The organism is Phaeobacter sp. JH20_26 (assembly GCF_048056275.1).
GTDB classification, from domain to species: Bacteria; Pseudomonadota; Alphaproteobacteria; order Rhodobacterales; family Rhodobacteraceae; genus Phaeobacter; species Phaeobacter bryozoorum.
In genome coordinates this window covers 76,096-95,220 of record NZ_JAYMWL010000026.1, presented here as the reverse complement: position 1 = coordinate 95,220, position 19,125 = coordinate 76,096, and the positions used below count along the sequence as shown (strand labels likewise).

17 protein-coding genes are annotated in these 19,125 nt (G+C 60.3%); 9 read left to right on the top strand and 8 right to left on the bottom strand.

Going from position 1 to position 19,125, the window contains the following annotated elements:
• The first annotated feature begins 95 nt into the window (after window positions 1-95).
• A complete protein-coding gene (locus VWY60_RS19310; protein ID WP_416541481.1) occupies window positions 96-1,673 on the top strand; it encodes a DUF427 domain-containing protein in 1,578 nt (525 codons plus the stop codon).
• On the opposite strand, the gene VWY60_RS19305 is transcribed toward VWY60_RS19310, so the two are convergent.
• From VWY60_RS19305 to urtA, 8 genes are all read right to left on the bottom strand, one after another.
• Window positions 1,670-2,704: an ACP S-malonyltransferase gene (locus VWY60_RS19305; protein WP_416541480.1), complete on the bottom strand. Its 1,035-nt coding sequence runs from the start codon at window positions 2,702-2,704 to the stop codon at window positions 1,670-1,672. The genes VWY60_RS19310 and VWY60_RS19305 overlap by 4 nt on opposite strands.
• Window positions 2,701-4,890, bottom strand: coding sequence for a dehydrogenase E1 component subunit alpha/beta (locus tag VWY60_RS19300; protein WP_416541479.1), 2,190 nt, complete (start codon window positions 4,888-4,890; stop codon window positions 2,701-2,703). The genes VWY60_RS19305 and VWY60_RS19300 overlap by 4 nt, the downstream gene beginning before the upstream one ends.
• Window positions 4,891-5,068: 178 nt before the next feature.
• Window positions 5,069-6,883 carry a BCCT family transporter gene (locus VWY60_RS19295; protein WP_340546965.1) on the bottom strand — a complete coding sequence of 605 codons (1,815 nt, stop codon included), beginning with the start codon at window positions 6,881-6,883 and terminating at the stop codon, window positions 5,069-5,071.
• 563 nt (window positions 6,884-7,446) lie between these two features.
• Entirely contained in the window at window positions 7,447-8,142 is a 696-nt protein-coding gene (urtE, locus tag VWY60_RS19290) for an urea ABC transporter ATP-binding subunit UrtE (RefSeq protein ID WP_416541478.1), read from the bottom strand.
• A gap of 3 nt (window positions 8,143-8,145) precedes the next feature.
• Window positions 8,146-8,886: an urea ABC transporter ATP-binding protein UrtD gene (urtD, locus tag VWY60_RS19285; RefSeq protein WP_416541477.1), complete on the bottom strand. Its 741-nt coding sequence runs from the start codon at window positions 8,884-8,886 to the stop codon at window positions 8,146-8,148.
• A complete protein-coding gene (gene urtC, locus VWY60_RS19280; RefSeq protein WP_340546968.1) occupies window positions 8,883-10,085 on the bottom strand; it encodes an urea ABC transporter permease subunit UrtC in 1,203 nt (400 codons plus the stop codon). Before urtC ends, urtD begins: the two co-directional genes overlap by 4 nt.
• Before the next feature lie 3 nt (window positions 10,086-10,088).
• Window positions 10,089-12,089: an urea ABC transporter permease subunit UrtB gene (gene urtB, locus VWY60_RS19275; RefSeq protein ID WP_416541476.1), complete on the bottom strand. Its 2,001-nt coding sequence runs from the start codon at window positions 12,087-12,089 to the stop codon at window positions 10,089-10,091.
• 80 nt (window positions 12,090-12,169) lie between these two features.
• Window positions 12,170-13,465 carry an urea ABC transporter substrate-binding protein gene (urtA, locus tag VWY60_RS19270; protein WP_416541475.1) on the bottom strand — a complete coding sequence of 432 codons (1,296 nt, stop codon included), beginning with the start codon at window positions 13,463-13,465 and terminating at the stop codon, window positions 12,170-12,172.
• A gap of 388 nt (window positions 13,466-13,853) precedes the next feature.
• Here urtA and VWY60_RS19265 point away from each other — a divergent pair, with 388 nt between their 5' ends.
• The 8 genes from VWY60_RS19265 to ureG are packed head-to-tail and all read left to right on the top strand — an operon-like array spanning window position 13,854 to window position 19,015.
• Window positions 13,854-14,735, top strand: a complete 882-nt coding sequence (locus tag VWY60_RS19265) for an urease accessory protein UreD (protein WP_416541474.1) — start codon at window positions 13,854-13,856, stop codon at window positions 14,733-14,735.
• Between the two features lies 1 nt (window position 14,736).
• A complete protein-coding gene (locus VWY60_RS19260) occupies window positions 14,737-15,039 on the top strand; it encodes an urease subunit gamma (RefSeq protein ID WP_260089774.1) in 303 nt (100 codons plus the stop codon).
• 24 nt (window positions 15,040-15,063) lie between these two features.
• Window positions 15,064-15,231, top strand: coding sequence for a peptidase M23 (locus tag VWY60_RS19255; protein WP_260089775.1), 168 nt, complete (start codon window positions 15,064-15,066; stop codon window positions 15,229-15,231).
• Complete coding sequence (locus VWY60_RS19250) at window positions 15,228-15,533, top strand: urease subunit beta (protein ID WP_260089776.1); 306 nt, start codon at window positions 15,228-15,230, stop codon at window positions 15,531-15,533. The genes VWY60_RS19255 and VWY60_RS19250 overlap by 4 nt, the downstream gene beginning before the upstream one ends.
• Window positions 15,533-17,272 carry an urease subunit alpha gene (ureC, locus tag VWY60_RS19245; RefSeq protein ID WP_340546973.1) on the top strand — a complete coding sequence of 580 codons (1,740 nt, stop codon included), beginning with the start codon at window positions 15,533-15,535 and terminating at the stop codon, window positions 17,270-17,272. The genes VWY60_RS19250 and ureC overlap by 1 nt, the downstream gene beginning before the upstream one ends.
• 12 nt (window positions 17,273-17,284) lie before the next feature.
• Window positions 17,285-17,755, top strand: a complete 471-nt coding sequence (locus VWY60_RS19240; protein ID WP_416541473.1) for an urease accessory protein UreE — start codon at window positions 17,285-17,287, stop codon at window positions 17,753-17,755.
• Window positions 17,745-18,404, top strand: coding sequence for an urease accessory protein UreF (locus VWY60_RS19235; protein ID WP_416534438.1), 660 nt, complete (start codon window positions 17,745-17,747; stop codon window positions 18,402-18,404). Before VWY60_RS19240 ends, VWY60_RS19235 begins: the two co-directional genes overlap by 11 nt.
• Complete coding sequence (gene ureG, locus VWY60_RS19230; protein ID WP_416534437.1) at window positions 18,401-19,015, top strand: urease accessory protein UreG; 615 nt, start codon at window positions 18,401-18,403, stop codon at window positions 19,013-19,015. Before VWY60_RS19235 ends, ureG begins: the two co-directional genes overlap by 4 nt.
• The last annotated feature ends 110 nt before the right edge of the window (window positions 19,016-19,125 follow it).

Sequence of the window (19,125 nt, the reverse complement as noted above, 5' to 3'; positions counted from 1 at the left end):
CTGTGCAGCTCTGGCATTTTGCCGGGAAACCACCACATAGTAGAAAACCAGGCAACATGGATCCCATGTTGTCAGTCCACCCGGGAACAGCCCTCATGAACATGCGCGCCAGCACCGCAAGACCTGCATATGGAATTATGGTAGAGGAGCTGCGCGGCCCGGTTACGGCGCGGCTCGGTGGCAGGATCATCGCCCAGAGCACCCGTGCCAAGGTGATGTATGAGACCCGCCGACCTGCTGCCATCTATTTTCCCCGTGACGATATCCACACCTGCCTGACGCCTGCAAACGGGCACCAGACCTTCTGCCCGTTTAAGGGAACTGCAGGCTATCAGGATCTGGAACTTGGCGAACAGAGCATCTGCAATGCCGCCTGGTCCTATGACGATGCTCTGCCTGAGGCTTCCGGCATCGCAGGCCATGTCAGTTTTATGCCGGAAGCGCGCGTTGAGATCGACCTTGGCAGCAATCAGCTTGAGGTCCCGGAATATGGTAATATTTCAGGACCGCTGATCGATTGGCTGCTGCGCGAAGCTGCATATCTGCCGACACCTGAGGAATTCACCCAAAGCCTGTCGGAGAAACTGGTCGAACATGGCGTTCACCTGTCGCGCCTCTCGGTGATGGCCTGGTCCCTGCACCCGATGATCGCGGGCAAGAACTTCATCTGGAGCCGCGCCACCGGCAAGGTCACGACCTACGCCCCGAGCTATGAGATCCACGATCACCCGGCATTTCAGAACAGTCCCCTGCGCCATGTTTCCAACGGGCTTGGCGGCATCCGGCAGCGGTTGGATCTGGATCAGCCCAGCGATGCCTTTCCGATCCTCAGCGATCTGAGGGAAGAGGGCGCAACCGATTACGTGGCGATGCCGCTGCCCTTCTCCGATGGGAGGATAAACGTGCTGACGGTTGCCAGCCATCATCCGAAAGGGTTCTCGACCGAAAACCTGGGGCTGATATTCGAATGTTCTGCGGTTATTGCCCGGTACTATGAAGTGTTCATGCAGCGGGAGAACGCACAGTCCCTGCTGGAAACCTATGTAGGCAAGCGAACCGGCGCGCGGGTTCTGGGTGGGGAAATCCGGCGTGGTGATGGCGATGACATTGATGCCGCCATTATGTTCTGCGACCTGCGTGGATCCACTCGGCTTGAGGAGGACCTGGGCCGCAGCGCCTATATCGAGCTACTCAACAGCTTCTTTGAAACGGTATCGACGATCGTGCATGAACACGGCGGCGAGGTGCTGAAATTCATCGGCGATGCGGTCCTTGCGGTGTTCCCCGCCGGCGACGCGCCCGATGAGGCACGCGCGCAGGCCCTGCAATCGGCGCGGGCAATTGTTGCCGGACTGGACGCAATGGGCGACGAAGAGGGCAAGCGGCGCTGTGAATCGGCCATCGGTCTCGCCTACGGTCGTGTCACCTACGGCAACGTCGGATCCCGTGAGCGGTTGGATTTCACCGTCATCGGTCAGGCCGCCAATATCGCCGCACGGCTTGGCGACTATGGCAAATCCTGCGGCCATACGATCGTGGTCAGCCGCGACCTGTTGGAAACCCCGGAACAGGCGACGCCGCTTGGCTCAGTATCGCTGCACAATGTCTCCCGCCCGGTTGAGGCCTTCGCCGTTTCCGTGGCGATGGATGCCGACCAGCTCGCCGCGTCCTAACGGCTGACCAGCAGGCGCTGCGCCTCGTCCCCCATTGTTACAACCAGCGGCTCCTGCGCCTGCCGCGCCTTGAACGCAGCCTTGCCACCGAGCCCCTGCCAGTTGATCTGCACCAGCGACTGCGCAACAGCGCCGCCCAGCGTTGCCCCCGGTCCGGTGATGATAAACAGATCCGGCGCGAACTCCTGCGCCGCGACCTGCACCGCGCGAGTGAAATCATAAGGCTCAACGACCTGCGCATTCAGCGTGTAGTCCCTGAGGCTCGTCAGTGAATATCCGCCAGGCCACCAAACCTGCCCTCGCCCGTCGACCAATGGCTTCTTTGCCGCAGAGAACAGGTCCACCGGCAGTCGCGACCGGCCTTCAGCAGCGACCGGGGCCTGTAGGTCGGTATGGAACGCGGCATGGTTGGGCAATCGCATGGGGAAGCGATCCTGCACCTGCGGCACAGCCTGTTCAAACGCATCCAGACCGTCGGCATTGCCCGCCAGCACCAGCATGCCGCCCAGATTGATTGACAGCGACAGGTGATGATCAGGCCTGCTGTCTATGTCACGCACCAGCTGAAGCAGCTCTGTCTTGCGCTGCCGATCCAACTGCCAGTCGTCGCTCTGACAGGGGTAAACCAGCTGCCCGCCAATGAGATGCTGCTGCATCAGCTGACCCATGGTGTTGACCACCTCAAACCCTGTTTGAGGGCTGAGCGCACCGGCGGCGGCCAGCGCGATGTACCAGCCCATCGAATTGCCCGTGACCGCCACGACATCAATGTCTTCGGCGAGTGACTGCGCATCCGCAATCGCGCTGGCATAGATCAGCGGAGAGGCCACATCGCCGCGCGTGTATTTGGACATCGCGTATCTCTCAGCACCATCCAGCGCAGTGACACTCTCTTGGCCCGCGGCCTCGCGCATTGCGTCAAATGATTCAATTAGAGCCTGCTTGTCGGCGTGGTGACGCGCCAGATACCCAAGTTCCGTTTTGTTGTATGTGCCACGTCCGGGACAGATCAGAACAGCGGTGCGGGTCATGTGTCAGCTCCTGTCAGCCGCAGCGCCGCTGCGACGATACTATCCTTTGACGGCAATGTTGCAGCATAGGCGGGACCGGTCGGGATAAAGCAATCCTCCGCCACGACACGTGCCATCGGCGCGCCATCCGTCTCATAGAACAGCGCCATCAGCGCCTCCGACTGACTTCCTGTACTGCGGCATTCGTCGACGATCAGGATGTTGTCGCATCCTGCCGTGGCCGCAAGCAGCGCTTCCTTTGGCAACGGCGCGAGCCAGCGCAGATCGACGACCCGGGTGGAAACGCCCTTGGCCTTCAGCTCGGTCTGGGCCTGTGTCGCCAAGTAACGGCCATTTCCATAGGTCACGATGGCAAGGTCTTGGCCATCGCCATGCACCCCGACCTCTCCCAACGCAATCCGCTGGTCAGGTGCGGGATAGAGACGCATCCAGCCGCCGTCCTTCGGCTCATGCAAATCACGCATCGGATAAAGCGCGATCGGCTCGACAAAGACCACGACGCGCTGCTCCTCTCGCGCCAGACGCACGGCCTCGCGCAGCATCATCGCGGCCTCGGCCCCGTCCGAGGGACAGGCAATCACGATGCCCGGAATGTCGCGCAGGACCGCCAGCGAATTGTCATTGTGGAAATGGCCACCGAAGCCTTTCTGATAGCCCAGACCGGCAATCCGCAGCACCATCGGATTGCTGAACTGGCCGTTAGAGAAAAACGGCAGGGTCGCGGCCTCGCCACGGATCTGATCCTCGGCGTTGTGTAGATAGGCCAGGAACTGGATCTCCGGGATCGGGACAAATCCGTTGTGTCCCATGCCGATGGCCAGCCCAAGGATCGACTGCTCGTCCAGCAAGGTATCAATCACCCGGTCCGGGCCAAACCGCTGTTGCAGCTTCTGGGTGACGCCATAGACGCCCCCCTTCCGGCCGACATCTTCACCCATAGTGACCAGCTCAGGATGCTCCAGCATCAGGTCGGTCAAAGCCCAGTTGATCAACCGGCTCATCGGCTGGGGGTCTGTCTGAGCACGCAGATCGCTGCCCAGAATTTCTGCCCGCACCTCACCGCTTGGCCCGTTCGTCTTGCGACAGACCCGCTTTGGTGGGATCAGGCTGGCACTGACATCCCCTGCCGTTCTCAGATGCGGACGGGTGACGACCTCTGTGCGGATCCGTTCAACCCGCGCGCAGGTCTCAGTGTAAATCTCCAGTGCCGCTTCCCGTGACAAAGCTCCGGATTGCGACAGCAACCGCACGGAGTGCAGCAGCGGATCATTGGCCTCATCCGCCTCAACCTCTGCCTTGCTGAGGTAAGTGGTCGGCACGTCTGCACCTGCATGACCGTAGAGCCGCACCGTGCGCAGATGCAGGAAAGCAGGCTTGCGGCAGCGACGAACGTAGTCGGCAGCTGCCCCGGCCACCGCATAGGTGTCGTGGATATTCAGCCCGTCGGCCTGAAAATAGCGCATCCCCGGCCGATGCGACATCGACGCTTCGATCCACCCCTTCGGAGTCTTGACCGAAATGCCAATCCCGTTGTCCTCACAGACAAACAGCAGCGGCAAAGGCGTCGACTGCACAGACGCCCAACAGGCGGTATTGATCGCTCCTTGTGCCGTCGAATGATTGGCCGAGGCATCGCCGAAGGAACACATCACAAGCCCATCGTCAGGCAGAACCCGGTGCTCTGGATCATGCCGTCGCGCGGCACCGATAGAATAGGCCGCGCCGACCGCCTTGGGCAGATGGCTGGCAATGGTCGAGGTCTGTGGCGGGATCATCAGCGCCTTGGATCCCAGCACTTTGTGCCGCCCGCCCGATGTCGGATCCTCGGCAGAACAGGCAAAGGACAGCAGCATATCCCAGGCAATGCTCTGACCCGGCACCTGATCTGCCCGGGCGATCTGAAATGCGGCGTCGCGGTAGTGCAGGAAGGCCATGTCATCAGCGCGCAAGGCCCGCGCAACCGCCGCCATTCCTTCATGACCGGACGAGCCGATCGTGTAGAAACCCTGCCCAGCCTTTTGCATAGCCCGGCTGGTGCGGTCCAGGGCACGGCTCAGGACCTGCGCGCGAAAGATCGCGACCGCATCACTGCTGCAAAGGTCCCCCACAGGCGACGGCCCCGGGGGCAGGCGACCTGCGACCACTCGATCAAGGAAATTTTGATGTACGATCTCGGCGCGATCCATGGCCTACCCCTTATTGCTCAGGGGCTTTATCGCCGATCTGCGCCAGTCTTACCAATGAGATTACAGCGGGCACCCATGAGCAAAACTCATACTGCTCAGGTTAAAGACCGAACCGCGGAATGACAAAGGCCGCGCCGAGGCGCGACCTTTTCTAACAAGCAATCAATGAGGGTCGGGATCAGTCTGCCTTTGCCCGCAAACTGTCGCGATACAGCGCCTTGGCCAGTGAAATCATCATGAAAACCATGACAATCGTGAAGGGCAGTGCGCCAATGATCATAGCGTTTTGCAAGGCTCCGAATGGATTGGAAGCCGCGCCACTGTTGCCAGCGATGATCAGCGCCCCGATGACCGAGGTCAGAATCAAGCCCCAGATGATACGGTGCTTGATCCCGGTTTCCTCTTCGCCACCGGACATGATGGTGTTCATCACCAGAATACCCGAATCCGCTGAGGTCACGAGGAAGGTCATGATCAGCACAACACACATCACGGTGATGGCAGACAGGAAGCCGCCCGAAATCATCTGCTCCAGCGTCACAAACAGCTTGGCTGTATTGGTCGCCCCGATGATCGACCCTGCGGCGGTACCGTTCAGTTCCAGATCAATCGCGGTGCCGCCCAGAATGGTCATCCACAGGAAGCAGACGATGGCAGGTGCGATTACGCAGCCCAGAATGAACTCACGCACGGTGCGCCCTTTGGAAATACGTGCCAGGAACAAACCGACGAAGGGCGAGAAGGCAATCCACCAGGCCCAGTAGAATGTGGTCCAGCCTGCCTGCCAGCCGAACTGGCGACCGGGTTCCCCGGCTGCATAGATCGCATCGGCATCCAGCGCTGCCGCCGACGCAGGCAGCCCTTCGGTGAAGCCGCCCAGCGAGCCCCAGGGGGATGTTGCCGAACCGTAGACCGAGCTCATATCTTCCGCAGGAAGCGCCTGTGCGGCCTCCGGCAGAGCCGTCGCAAAGGCATCCGCCGATTGCGGCCCATAGGCACCAAAGGACATCTGAGTGAAATGCAGGATGTAATCGACCAGACCGCTGCCGAATTTAGTCATCGCAAAGAAGAACGACCCAAAAAACACAAAGGTCAGAAGCAGGATAACCGACAGTACGAGATTGAGATTGGAGAGATATTTGATGCCGCGACCAACCCCGGAAACTGCAGAAAGAATCGACAACCCCATGATCACGAAAAGCGCCGACAGCAGGCCTACGGTGCTCGGTTTCGGCGCTTCGGCATCCCCGTTCATCAGCCATTCCATCCCTGAAACCGCATAGACGCCATCAACGAACTGGCTGACACCAAAACCGATGGTGACGGACACGCCAAGAATGGTGGCCACAACACCCAGAACATCAACCAGATGGCCGATAAAGCCATTTGCAGCCTTGCCAAGCAACGGCGTCAGGGCCGACCGGATCGTCAGCGGCATATCGCGCGTATAGGCATAATAGGCCAGCGACAGGCCAGTCAGAACGTAGATCGCCCAGGCGTGAAACCCATAGTGCAGGAAGGTGTAGCGATAGGCGGACTGGACCGCCTCCTCGGTATTTGCTGCGACCTCGCCGGACAGAACCAATGGGTTGGAGCCCCAGAGGCCCAGCGGCTCCGCCGTTGCAAAGACCATTAGCCCGACGCCCAGCCCGGCACCAAACATCATCGAGAACCACGAGAAATTGGAGAATTCCGGCGTCGCATCAGCCGCCCCCAGCTTCTTGTTGCCGGTTGCAGGCAGAATGGCCAAAACAAACAGGAAGAAGGCAAACAGTCCCACGGAGATGATGTAGAAGGCGTTGAATCCGTTCAGCAACTCGCTGTTCACCCAGGACAGGGTTCCGCTGGCTTTGCTTGGCCAGACCAAGGCCCAGAGGACCAGCGTCGTCATGATGATCTTACTGATCAACGCGATAGGAAGGCTGTGGCCCTCGTAGAAGCCGGATGGAGCTGTTTCGATCTCCAACTCGGTAAATGGTGGCTTGATTGACATAATCGTTCCCTGTTCCGTGTCGCGCGCCGTTGTTGTCGTTCCCCGTATCACCTGGCGCTCGGGTGGCGGGTTGTGCGCAGCGCACGCAAAGGTGCTGCGCAAGGCTCGATATGCGGTCACGCGGGCAGATCGGCAGATCCCATGCTGGCCCTTCGGCGCAACCTAGGCTCTGCTGCACGCGCAGCCGTTCGGTTTCAGTTCTGCTCCCCTATCTCCTGTCCCACGCCGACGCCGTCTCGAAGGTGCATCCAAGCCCCCTCGTCCCCATGTCGGCGTCGCGCATTTGGTCAAGACTACTCAATTACAGTGCTTCAGGCACTTCGAATAAAATGTAGCGAATTTCAGAAAATCTAAATCCATCGCAAAGACGAATTAGGGTTCAAACATTTCAAATGCTTGCAGCCTGTCAACGCCTGTTCCAACGGCTTATATCGACCGGAAAAACATCTCGGATACAGAGATCAACACGCTCAAAATCCCTGATGACCGTGCCAAAATTTTGCGCAAGTTAACCAGACAGGTCGGCCTCGGACCAATCCGCGACAGCCGAGAACCGGTAAGGTTTAGACGGAAACACCTGCCAGCAGGTCGGACCGGCTGATGTCGGCACGTTCCCCGGCCAGTGTGATGCGCCCCCGTCGCAGAACGACAAATCTATCTGCAAGCTCATAGGCAAAATCGAAATATTGCTCGACCAGAACAATCGCCATCTCGCGCTCGTCGCGCAGATGCCGGATTACATCTCCGATCTGCTGAATGATATTCGGCTGGATCCCCTCGGTCGGTTCATCAAGCAGCAGCAGCTTCGGACGCGTGATCAATGCGCGTGCAATGGCAAGCTGTTGTTGTTGCCCTCCTGAGAGATCGCCTCCACGGCGATGACGCATATCGTGTAGAACGGGGAACAGCTGGTAGATCCGATCCGGCACCTGATGATCGCTTCGCGGCAGGCAGCCAAACCCGGTTTCGAGATTCTCAAGCACCGTCAGCAACGGAAAGATCTCCCGCCCCTGCGGCACATAAGCGATGCCTTTTTGCGCCAGTTGATAGGATGAGGCAGCCCGCAATGGGTCGCCGTCCAGCAGAATTTCTCCACCGGATCGAGGATGGCGACCGGAAATCGCCTTCATCAGGCTGGTCTTTCCCACGCCATTCGTCCCCATCACGCAGGCCACCTCGCCACGTTTCACCTCCATCGAAATCCCATGCAGGATCTGCGAATGCCCATAGTGCAGCGATATATTTTCCAGCTTCAGCATATTTTAGCGCCCCAGATAAACATCAATGACAGCTTGATCGGCGGTCACATGATCCAGCGATCCTTCGGCGAGGACCGCGCCTTCGTGCAGAACCGTCACCTTGCAGTTGAGGCGCCGCACAAAGTCCATATCGTGCTCCACGACGACAACCGCACGCGTCTTGGCCGCTGCGACCAGGATAGCCGTGGTCTGTTCACGTTCTTCCGGGCTCATACCTGCCGCCGGTTCATCCACCAGCAGCAACCGTGGTTCCTGCGCCAGCAACATGCCGATCTCCAACCACTGTTTCTGCCCATGGCTCAGCTCCCCGGCGGAACGGTGCAAGGCATCGACCAGACCAACCTCCGCAGCCAGTTCCTGAACGCGGCCAAGATGCGGCGAGCTGGGACGATAACGTAACACGGCAAACGGGCCGCGGTCCGCCTTCAATGCCAGCAGCAGGTTTTCCTGCACTGTCTGTTCCTCGAAGACCGTCGGTTTCTGGAACTTGCGGCCAATGCCGTCCCGCGCAATGCGCGCTTCGGAACCGGCAAACACCGATCTTCGACGACCATCCCAGATGATGCTGCCGCTATCGGGCGCAGTTTTCCCGGTGACAATATCCATGAAGGTGGTCTTGCCCGCACCGTTTGGTCCGATAATCGCGCGCAGCTCCGCCGGACCAATCCTGAACGACAGGTTGTTGATCGCGCGAAACCCGTCAAAGCTGACCGAAATACCTGAGACTTCCAGAAGCGGATTCATCGCTGGACCTCCTGCTCACCGGGTTCAGTTGCAATCGTTCTGCGTTGCTGGATCAGGTCAAGCAATCCACCGATCCCCTTGGGCGCAAACAGCGTCACCAGAACGAACCCGAGCCCCAGGACAACCTGCCACCAGTCAACCCAGCGAATAGTGAAAATCCCGAGGTCAACATCCGGTGCCTGACCGCCAGTAAACCAGCTGGACAGCAGCGAGACGAGTGCGGCACCAATCACCGCGCCGTAAAGTCGGCCACGTCCACCGATGGCGACCCAAACCGCGAGGTAGATAGACGCGATTGGCGCCATCTCAGCAGGGTTGATGATGCCGGCCTGCGGGTAATAAAGCGCACCTGCAATGCCCGCGACACAGGCGGTTCCGGTGAACACCACCAGCTTGTAGCCCTCAACGGAATAGCCCAGAAACCGGACCCGGGTCTCATTGTCGCGGATCGCCCGCAGCACGGATCCAAACTTTCCGCCAACCACCCAGGCAGCCGTCACATAGCCCAGCCCTAATGCAAGGGCCGAGCCCCAGAAAAACCAGATCGAAACCAGCGACTGCGGCACATCAGTCAGACCGGGCAGGTTTTGCAGCCCGCTCAGCCCGTTGTTGCCACGCAATCCGCTGTCGTTCTGGAACAGATATAGCGCCAGCGCCAATGTCATCGCCTGCGTCAGGATCGACAGGTAGACACCCGTGACCCGGCTGCGAAAGGCCAGCCAGCCAAAGACCAGCGCCAGCAGCCCGGGAACCGCCACGACAAGTAAGAGCTGCACTGCCAGACTGTCGGCAAAGGCCCAGACCAGCGGAAAGCTGTCCCCCCCGACGACACCAAAGATCTGATGTGCGATCGCATCATGTATCTCGCCTTGGGTTGGCGGTAGCACCGCATCCGACAGGGAGCCGAGCACCGCATCCCGCGTACGCTCATACATCAGCCACATGCCGATCATGTAGCCGCCCAGCCCGAAAAACGCGAAATGCCCCAGGCTGAGGATCCCGACATAGCCCCAGATCAGATCCATCGCGATCGCTACCAGACATAGGCAGAGAGTCTTGCCCAGTGTCTTGATCATGGAGGTGGAAACAAACCCGGCCCCCAACCCTTCGGACAGCAGGGTAATTCCCAGCGTGAACAGCGCCAGAACGGCAATGAAAACCAACACCGATGGATTGCGGGCAATAAACGAACGCTGCATGGATCAGTCCCCCGCCGCGCGGCCACGCAGGGCAACAATTCCGCGCGGTCTGAATTGGATGAAGATGATGATCAGCACAATCATATAGGTCTGTGCCGCCAGCGTGTTGGACGGGTTCAGCCATTCGATGCCCTTCTGGGAGAAACCGATCATCACCGCCCCGGCCAGGGTGCCCCAGATACTGCCGACGCCGCCGACCACAACGGTCATGAAGCTCTGGACGATGTAGTCGTTGCCCAGCTCGGAGGTCACCTTGGCAAAGAGCCCGATTGCAACGCCCGCGATGCCCGCGATGCCGGACCCCAGGCCAAAGGTCAGCATATTCACCCGGTCCGGATTGATCCCCATGGATGCCGCCATGCCTCGGTTTTGGGTGACGGCACGGGTTTCCAGCCCCAGGCGTGTGCGCCGGATAATGAACAGCAACAGCCCAAGAAAACCCAACGCCAGCACGAAGATCGCGATACGGATATAGCTGATGGACACGACGTCGTTGATGATCCACGCGCCGTCCAGCCATCCCGGTGCGGTCAGCGGGCGCGCCTGCGTCCCGAATATGTTCTTGGCCAGCTGCTGCAATGCGATGGAAATACCAAATGTCGCAAGAAGCGTCTCTAACGGCCGATTGTAGAGCCAGCGGATCACCAGACGCTCCATCGCAATCCCCGCTCCGAAGGTCACCGCAAAGGCCGCTGGAAACGCCACCAGAATGGACAGCGTATGGTCGGAGATGAACAGCTGCACCACATAGCCGGTATAAGCCCCCATCATGATGAATTCGCCGTGGGCCATGTTGATGACCCCCATAACGCCAAAGGTGATCGCAAGACCGATGGCCGCCAGAAAATAGATCGACGCCAGAGACATGGCATCCAGAGTGAGATCCGCCGCCTGATTGAAACCGACCTGCCTGTTGATGCGCGCCAGTGCCGTCTCTGCGGCATCCGTCACCGCCAAGGAGGACTCCTCATAGATGTCAAAGTACCGGTAGCCTGCGACTGCATCAGCCATCTCTTCCCGGGTTGGGGCCGGGCGGGCCAGACCGGCAGCCACCAGACCGTCATAGGCCTGTTGCCGCATTGCAGGGTCAGACAATTGCGCCAATGGAATACCGGCCACACGACCATCGGCGATATTGGCCTCCAACGCTGACCTGATCTCGTCGGCCCCCAGCGTCGCAGGTGCCAGATCGCGGGCAACCAGTGCGGCATAGGCATCCTCCGCGCCGATCCCGCGCCCGATACGCCGCTCGGCCGCGACATTTGCACCCGTCGGCGCACCCGAGGAATGGATTTGCAACTCCGTCTGCAACAGCGGGTTCAATGTCGCGCGGACATCAACCCCCAGATCGGCGGACATCTCCTCAATTGCGCCAACACGTGCCTTTGGATCGGTATCAAAGCGAATGGTCAACAGGCGCTCCGCACGCCGCTTCAAGGCCAGCAGATCCTCATCGGTCTCACTGGCAATTGAGGCCCGCAACGGCATGAGCGCCGCGGCTGACGGGTCCCGCCCGATGGAGGTAACTGCCGCCTGTCGTATCGACAGATCCGGGTCTTCCAGTTGGAACCGAACCAGCGCCGTTCCGATCATCGCCCGCACGCCGGAGTTGGGCTTGATCAGCTTGAGATCGCCCTTATCCGCCACCCCGACCATTGCGCCACTGTCGAGGTCAATCAGATCATAACGCCCATCAGCGTTTTTCTCGGCCCTGAAGAACACGTGGTCGGATGTCCGCAGGACCAGTTTCTTGTCCTGCCAGAGCTGCAAGACAGCCTGAACCTGCGCGAGGCCACTTTCGGCGATGGCATCAATCGCGGGTTCGATCGTCTGCCGCGAACTGGCGACAATCAAGGCGGACTGCGACTGAAGGAGGTCCTGAACCCCTGTATTCGATGGTGCAGATGCAACAGGCGAAGGCAAGGCCAGTTGAGGCGCTGTCTGCGCCGTGGCAGCCAAGCAGCCCCAAAGCACAAACAGACCAGCGGCAAAAAACCGTGTCATGATAGGCGTCATTTCCGTTCGAGGAGGGAAGAGAGGGTTGGAAGGGAGGAAATCCCCCCTTCCGTTACGATCCTGCCAGGTCAGTAGTTGGACAGGGTCTGCACGCAGCTCTTGGTCTCGGTGTTGTACATACCGCAGCCGAGGTCTTTCCAATCCGAAGTCAGAACAGCCGACTCGGGAAGGAAATCTGTCCAGGCATCGCCGGGCACTTCCTCAGTCTGGCTGATGATATCAAACTGCCCGTTGTCCAGAATCTCACCGATCAGTACCGGTTTGGCCAGATGGTGGTTAGGCAGCATGACCGCCGTGCCACCGGTTAAGTTCGGAAACTCCTGCCCGTACATCGCCGCGCGGACAGCATCGACATCTGTGGTGCCGGCCTCTGTCACCGCATTCACCCACATGTTGAAACCGATGTAATGGGCTTCCATCGGATCGTTGGTTACCCGGTCCTCGCCCATCCGCTCCTTCCACTTCGCGACAAAGGCGCTGTTGGCCTCATCCTCGGCGGATTGAAAGTAGTTCCAGGCCGCCAGATGCCCGACCAGATTGGAAGTATCCAGACCCGAGAGTTCCTCCTCCCCGACAGAAAACGCCACAACCGGGATATCGTCAGCGCTGATACCGGCTGCCGCCAACTCTTTGTAAAACCCGATATTCGCATCGCCGTTGATGGTGGAGATCACCCCCACCTTCTTGCCATCTGCGCCCAGCGCCACGACATCGGCAACGATCTTGGACCAGTCCGAATGACCAAACGGAGTGTAGTTCACAAAGATATCACTCTCGGCGATTCCCTTCTGCTTCAGATAGCTGGCGAGGATATTGTTCGTGGTGCGCGGATATACATAATCGGTGCCCAGCAGCGCGAATTTCTCCACACCCAGCTCGTCCAGAAAGTAATCCGTTGCCGGAATTGCCTGCTGGTTCGGCGCAGCACCGGTGTAGAACACGTTGCGCGAGCTTTCTTCGCCCTCATATTGCACCGGATAGAACAACAGGCCGTTCAGCTCTTCGATCACCGGCAGCACCGATTTGCGGCTCACCGAGGTCCAATTGCCAAAGATCACATCGACCTCATGCACACTCAGCAATTCGCGGGCTTTCTCGGCGAACAGGGGCCAGTTGGACGCAGGATCCACCACAACCGGTTCCAGTTCACAACCGAGGACGCCGCCTTTGGCGTTCTGATCCTCAAGGAGCATGAGCATGGTATCTTTGAGCGTTGTTTCGGAAATCGCCATCGTCCCAGACAGCGAATGCAGGACACCCACCTTTATTGGGCAATCAGCCGCCGCAACCGCAGTTCCCATGGTCGCCAAACCCAGCGCAGTGCAGGTGGCTGTCGTCGCCAGAACAGATTTATAGGTGATCATTCAGTCTCTCCTCGCCCGGACAGAGGTGTATCCCTTGCGCCGGGGCGCCGGATTTCCTACCTGTGGCGGGCAGCTTCGTGTTGCATCCGTGTGGCGGCTGGCGAGATCGCAAATTCCTCCGGTCGTCACACATCCACGATGTTTGAGCCTCGCTCTCGTGGATAGGCTGAGCATTCTGCATCGCAGCAAGTTTCGCAAACGACGCGCGAAAAACGCCCGCCGCCAACCGCGCAACAGCCTGTTTTTTGATCACCAAACCCACAATTGGCCTCTATTTTGCGCAGGGCTTGCCGCGGAACAGCCAACTGTTCGCTTTGAACTGGCGGCAGATCCGCACTGTGATGAAATCGACAGCATGACGCCTAGACCTTCATCCCAGCGCCAATTGATGCCTTGGCAAACCGCCTGTTCCGGTGATTCCAGGGCGTCGCGCCTTCCTACGGCCGAGACGCAACCATGGCCGAGCCAGCCGATCCCGCCGCGCGCCATCGGCACGGTCTCGGTATCCTCCAAGCGGCGCGGCAACACATCGGTCCTCGCCGGACTCCGTCAGGCGGGCTCTCTGAAGCTGCTGTTCCCGCGCACCCATGACGCGGATCTTCAGGGGGTTCTGGTCAATACAGCGGGCGGTGTGACTGGCGGAGATCAATTTGAACTCAGCGCCACCGCGCGCGTCGGAACCTCTCTTACGCTCACCACCCAGGCGGCGGAGCGGGCCTATCGGGCGCAACCCGGAGAGACGGGCACAATTCGCAACTCGCTCAGTGTCGAGCCTCGCGCCAGCCTTGCCTGGCTGCCCCAGGAAACCATCCTGTTTCAAGGATGCAACCTGGACCGGACGCTGACGGTCGATCTGCACGAAGACGCCCGGCTGCTGCTATGCGAGACGCTGATCTTCGGGCGGGCGGCAATGGGCGAGACCCTTACCAAGGCGAGCCTGCGTGATTGCATCGACATCCGCCGCGCAGGCGCACCGCTGTTTCTGGATAACGTAAGCCTCGATGGTGACATCGCGGCCCATCTAGCGAGGCCCGCAACCGCAAACGGCGCCGGAGCCATCGCAACGCTCATTTATGTTGCACCGGACGCTGCCGGGCGGCTTGGCCCGTTGCGCGCGCAGCTTGGCCCGACCGCCGGGGCCAGCCTGATCGGCTCAGACCTGCTGGTCATGCGTGCCCTCGCAGCGGACAGCTATGTCCTGCGCCATCTCCTGCTGCCGATCCTCCGTGATCTGCGCGGCGCCCCTCTTCCCCGACCTTGGATGATCTGACATGAACCTGACCCCGCGTGAAAAAGACAAACTGCTGATTTCCATGGCCGCAGAGGTTGCCCGACGACGCCTCTCTCGCGGCGTCAAGCTGAACCATCCCGAAGCAATTGCCCTGATCACCGACGCCGTTGTCGAAGGTGCACGAGACGGCCGATCAGTCGCCGACATGATGGAAGCCGGCGCGCAGGTCATCACCCGCGACGACTGCATGGAAGGCGTGCCCGAGATGATCCACGACATTCAGGTCGAGGCAACATTCCGCGATGGCACAAAGCTCGTCACCGTTCACAACCCCATTCGCTGATTCACATTCAGGAGACCCAGACCCATGACATTGCGACCCACGCTCCTCTCATTGTTGCTGCTGGCTGGCGGCCCCGCGCTCGCCCATGGCGGCGCGCATGTTCACCCGCACGGTGCGGACACCTGGCTTCTCGCGGCTCTGGTCGCGACTGTCGTTATCGGCTGCGCCAGTCTTCTGTGGCGGCGCAAATGATCCCGGGAGAACTGATCCCCGCCGCGGGCAGTCTGGACCTCAACCCGGATCGTCCGGTCACCGTCCTGATGGTCTCTAACACCGGTGACCGCCCGGTACAGATCGGCTCGCACTACCATTTTGCCGAGGCGAACCCAGCTCTCGACTTTGACCGGGAGGCCGCTCGGGGCCTGCGTCTTGATATCGCTGCCGGCACAGCCGTGCGCTTTGAACCGGGCCAGCGCCGCGAGGTACAGCTGATCCCGATATCCGGCGCGCGACGGATCTTCGGCTTCAACGCCGCCATCATGGGGGATCTCTGATGCCATCCCAGATTTCACGCGCCGATTACGCGGCCATGTTCGGCCCCACGGTGGGAGACCGTCTGCGTCTGGCGGACACCGATCTGACTATCGAGGTGGAGCGCGATTTGATCGCCGAAGCCAGCGGTGTCGGCAACGTGCTCAGCTACGGCGAAGAGGTGAAATTCGGCGGGGGCAAGGTCATCCGCGACGGCATGGGCCAGTCTCAGGCGAGCCGCGCCGAGGGGGCCGTTGACACGGTCATCACCAATGCGCTGATCGTGGACCATAGCGGCATCTACAAGGCGGATGTGGGTCTGAAAGACGGGCGCATCGCCGCCATCGGCAAGGCAGGCAACCCGGACACTCAACCCGGTGTCACGATTGTCATCGGGCCGGGAACCGAGATCATCGCGGGCGAGGGGCGCATCCTGACCGCTGGCGGTTTTGACAGCCACATCCATTTCATCTGCCCGCAGCAGATCGAGGAGGCGCTGCACTCCGGGCTGACGACCATGCTCGGCGGCGGCACCGGCCCCGCACATGGAACCCTCGCCACCACCTGTACGCCGGGGCCATGGCACATCGGGCGCATGTTGCAGGCCGCCGACGCCTTTCCGATGAACATGGCCTTTGCGGGCAAAGGCAACGCCTCACAGCCCCGCGCGCTTGAGGAACAGATCATCGCCGGTGCCTGCGCGATGAAGCTGCACGAGGACTGGGGCACCACCCCCGCCGCCATTGACTGCTGCCTGTCAGTAGCGGACGCGATGGACGTGCAGGTGATGATCCACACCGACACACTGAATGAATCAGGCTTTGTTGAACACACGGTCGCAGCGCTGAAGGGGCGCACCATCCATGCCTTCCACACCGAAGGCGCGGGTGGCGGCCATGCCCCGGACATCATCAAGATCTGCGGCGAAGCGCATGTCCTGCCCTCCTCTACCAATCCGACCCGCCCCTTTACCGTCAACACCATCGAAGAGCATCTCGATATGCTGATGGTCTGTCATCACCTCGACAAGTCCATCCCCGAAGACGTCGCCTTTGCCGAAAGCCGCATCCGTCGCGAAACCATTGCGGCAGAGGATATCCTCCATGACATGGGCGCCTTCTCGATCATCGCTTCGGACAGTCAGGCGATGGGTCGGGTGGGCGAGGTTCTGATCCGCACCTGGCAGACTGCCGACAAGATGAAAAAGCAACGCGGACGCCTGCCCGAGGAGACAGGAGAAAACGATAATTTCCGCGTCCGCCGCTATATTTCCAAATACACGATCAACCCGGCCATCGCCCATGGTATCGCCCATGAAATCGGCAGTATCGAGGTCGGCAAACGCGCCGATCTGGTGTTGTGGAATCCTGCCTTCTTTGGGGTAAAGCCTGAAATGGTTCTGCTCGGCGGGTCCATTGCAATGGCGCAGATGGGCGACCCCAATGCGTCTATCCCCACACCACAGCCGGTCTATTCCCGGCAGATGTTCGCAGCCTTTGGCCGATCGGTGGAAAACTCCTCCGTCACCTTTGTCTCCGAAGCGGCACAGGCAGGCGGGATTGCCCAGCACCTTGGTCTCGCCAAACAGACCTGCGCGGTCAGAAACACCCGCGACATTGGCAAATCGGACCTGAAACTCAACACCGCCCTGCCCAAGATCGAGGTCCATCCCGAAACCTATGAGGTCCGTGCAGATGGCGAGCTTCTGACCTGCGCCCCGGCCGATGATCTGCCCATGGCCCAGCGCTATTTTCTTTTCTGACGGAGCCTTCCCATGTCATTCCCCCTCAGCCAACACAAGATCCACGCGCATGATGCAGATGACCAGATCACCCTCAGCTACGAGGATCGTTTCCTGCGACGCAGGGTGCTGACCTCTGATAGTGGCCTGCGGTTTCTGGTCGATTTCCCCTCCACGCTGTCGCTCGACATGGGCGATGCTTTTGTCTTGGACGATGGCCGCAAAATCGGCGTGCACCCAGCAAACGAACCGCTGCTGGAGGTAACCGGCGATCACCTGCTGCGCCTAGCCTGGCATATCGGCAACCGCCATATGCCCTGCCAGATCGACGCGGATCGTCTGCTGATCCAGCGCGACCATGTGATCCGCGACATGCTGCAAAAACTCGGCGCGACATTGCGCGATGTGGTCGAACCCTTCACCCCCGAGGGCGGCGCCTATGGTCATGGCCGCACCCACAGCCATTCCCATGGCGACGCTCAGGGGCAGCCCCATGCCCACTGAGGCACAGTTGCTGACCCTGATGCAGTGGTTTTCGCCCGGCTACCCGGTGGGGGCGTTCAGCTATTCCCACGGATTGGAATGGGCGATGACCTCCGCCGCGGTCAGCTCGGCTGCCGACGTGCAGGACTGGATCGCAACGGTTCTGCGCGACGGCGGCGGCTGGTCGGATGCGCTGTTCCTCGCTGCGGCCTATCACGCCCCGGACGCCGATACCGTGCAGCGGATCGACACCCAATGCCGCGCCTATGCACCATCCCTGGAACGCCTCCGCGAAACCGATCTTCAGGGCGCAGCCTTTTGCCAGATCACCCGCAGCATCTGGCCCGGAACCGACCGAGACGTTGCCGCGAGGCTCACCTATCCCGTAGCTGTCGGCTTTGCGGCAAATTGCTGTTCGATGCCCTTGCAGGCCACAACGGCGCTTTACCTGCACGCATTCACCGCAAACCTGGTCGCGGCGGCTCAGCGCCTTGCCCCCATCGGGCAAAGCGACGCACAGGCAATCCTCCACGCCCTTGCGCCGCTCTGCCAGCAGATCGCAGAGCAAACCGGGGATGGTGACCTCCAGCGCCTGTCCTCCACCTGCTTTCTTGCGGACATTGCCGCGATGAAACACGAAACACAGCATTCAAGGATCTTTCGCACATGAGCACATTGAACGGCCCCCTGCGCATTGGAATTGGCGGCCCGGTTGGCGCGGGCAAAACCACCCTGACCGCAGCCCTGAGCGAGGTGTTTCGCGACAGCCACTCAATCGCGGTGATAACCAATGACATCTACACGCAGGAGGACGCCGAGGCCCTGATGCGGTTGCAGATCCTGCCGCAGGACCGGATCCTGGGTGTTGAAACCGGCGGCTGCCCTCATACAGCCATCCGCGAGGATGCGTCGATCAACCTCGGCGCGGTCGCGGAGATGCGGGAGCGCCACCCGGATCTCGAGATTGTCCTGATCGAGAGCGGCGGAGACAACCTCTCTGCCACCTTCAGCCCCGAGCTCGCAGATCTGACCATCTATGTGATCGACGTCGCCGCAGGCGAGGAAATCCCCCGCAAAGGCGGGCCGGCGATCACCCGCTCGGATCTGTTGATCATCAACAAGACCGACCTTGCCCCGCATGTCGGTGCGGATCTATCGGTGATGGAGCGCGATGCAAAACGAATGCGCCGGGATCGCCCATTTTTGTTTGCCAATCTGAAGGCCCGCGACGGTGTCGGAGTGATCCGCGAGATGATCCAAACCCTTGGCGGACTCGGCTAGCCGTCTCGCGATTTACAAATCTCAACTCACCTTATTAGGGTGTCAAACTATATTGAAGCCATGGGCTGGGCACCTGGTGGGCGGCCGGTCTTTGGGCGGCCCCAGCAGGC

What these genes read in the sequence shown, in the direction of transcription:
- VWY60_RS19310 (WP_416541481.1), top strand. Translation starts at nt 96, where the DNA reads ATGAACATGCGCGCCAGCACCGCAAGACCTGCATATGGAATTATGGTA.
- VWY60_RS19240 (WP_416541473.1), top strand. Translation starts at nt 17,285, where the DNA reads ATGTCATTCCCCCTCAGCCAACACAAGATCCACGCGCATGATGCAGAT.
- VWY60_RS19250 (WP_260089776.1), top strand. Translation starts at nt 15,228, where the DNA reads ATGATCCCGGGAGAACTGATCCCCGCCGCGGGCAGTCTGGACCTCAAC.
- VWY60_RS19255 (WP_260089775.1), top strand. Translation starts at nt 15,064, where the DNA reads ATGACATTGCGACCCACGCTCCTCTCATTGTTGCTGCTGGCTGGCGGC.
- VWY60_RS19265 (WP_416541474.1), top strand. Translation starts at nt 13,854, where the DNA reads ATGCCTTGGCAAACCGCCTGTTCCGGTGATTCCAGGGCGTCGCGCCTT.
- urtB (WP_416541476.1), bottom strand. Translation starts at nt 12,089, where the DNA reads ATGACACGGTTTTTTGCCGCTGGTCTGTTTGTGCTTTGGGGCTGCTTG.
- urtC (WP_340546968.1), bottom strand. Translation starts at nt 10,085, where the DNA reads ATGCAGCGTTCGTTTATTGCCCGCAATCCATCGGTGTTGGTTTTCATT.
- urtA (WP_416541475.1), bottom strand. Translation starts at nt 13,465, where the DNA reads ATGATCACCTATAAATCTGTTCTGGCGACGACAGCCACCTGCACTGCG.
- VWY60_RS19300 (WP_416541479.1), bottom strand. Translation starts at nt 4,890, where the DNA reads ATGGATCGCGCCGAGATCGTACATCAAAATTTCCTTGATCGAGTGGTC.
- VWY60_RS19235 (WP_416534438.1), top strand. Translation starts at nt 17,745, where the DNA reads ATGCCCACTGAGGCACAGTTGCTGACCCTGATGCAGTGGTTTTCGCCC.
- ureC (WP_340546973.1), top strand. Translation starts at nt 15,533, where the DNA reads ATGCCATCCCAGATTTCACGCGCCGATTACGCGGCCATGTTCGGCCCC.
- ureG (WP_416534437.1), top strand. Translation starts at nt 18,401, where the DNA reads ATGAGCACATTGAACGGCCCCCTGCGCATTGGAATTGGCGGCCCGGTT.
- urtE (WP_416541478.1), bottom strand. Translation starts at nt 8,142, where the DNA reads ATGCTGAAGCTGGAAAATATATCGCTGCACTATGGGCATTCGCAGATC.
- VWY60_RS19305 (WP_416541480.1), bottom strand. Translation starts at nt 2,704, where the DNA reads ATGACCCGCACCGCTGTTCTGATCTGTCCCGGACGTGGCACATACAAC.
- VWY60_RS19295 (WP_340546965.1), bottom strand. Translation starts at nt 6,883, where the DNA reads ATGTCAATCAAGCCACCATTTACCGAGTTGGAGATCGAAACAGCTCCA.
- urtD (WP_416541477.1), bottom strand. Translation starts at nt 8,886, where the DNA reads ATGAATCCGCTTCTGGAAGTCTCAGGTATTTCGGTCAGCTTTGACGGG.
- VWY60_RS19260 (WP_260089774.1), top strand. Translation starts at nt 14,737, where the DNA reads ATGAACCTGACCCCGCGTGAAAAAGACAAACTGCTGATTTCCATGGCC.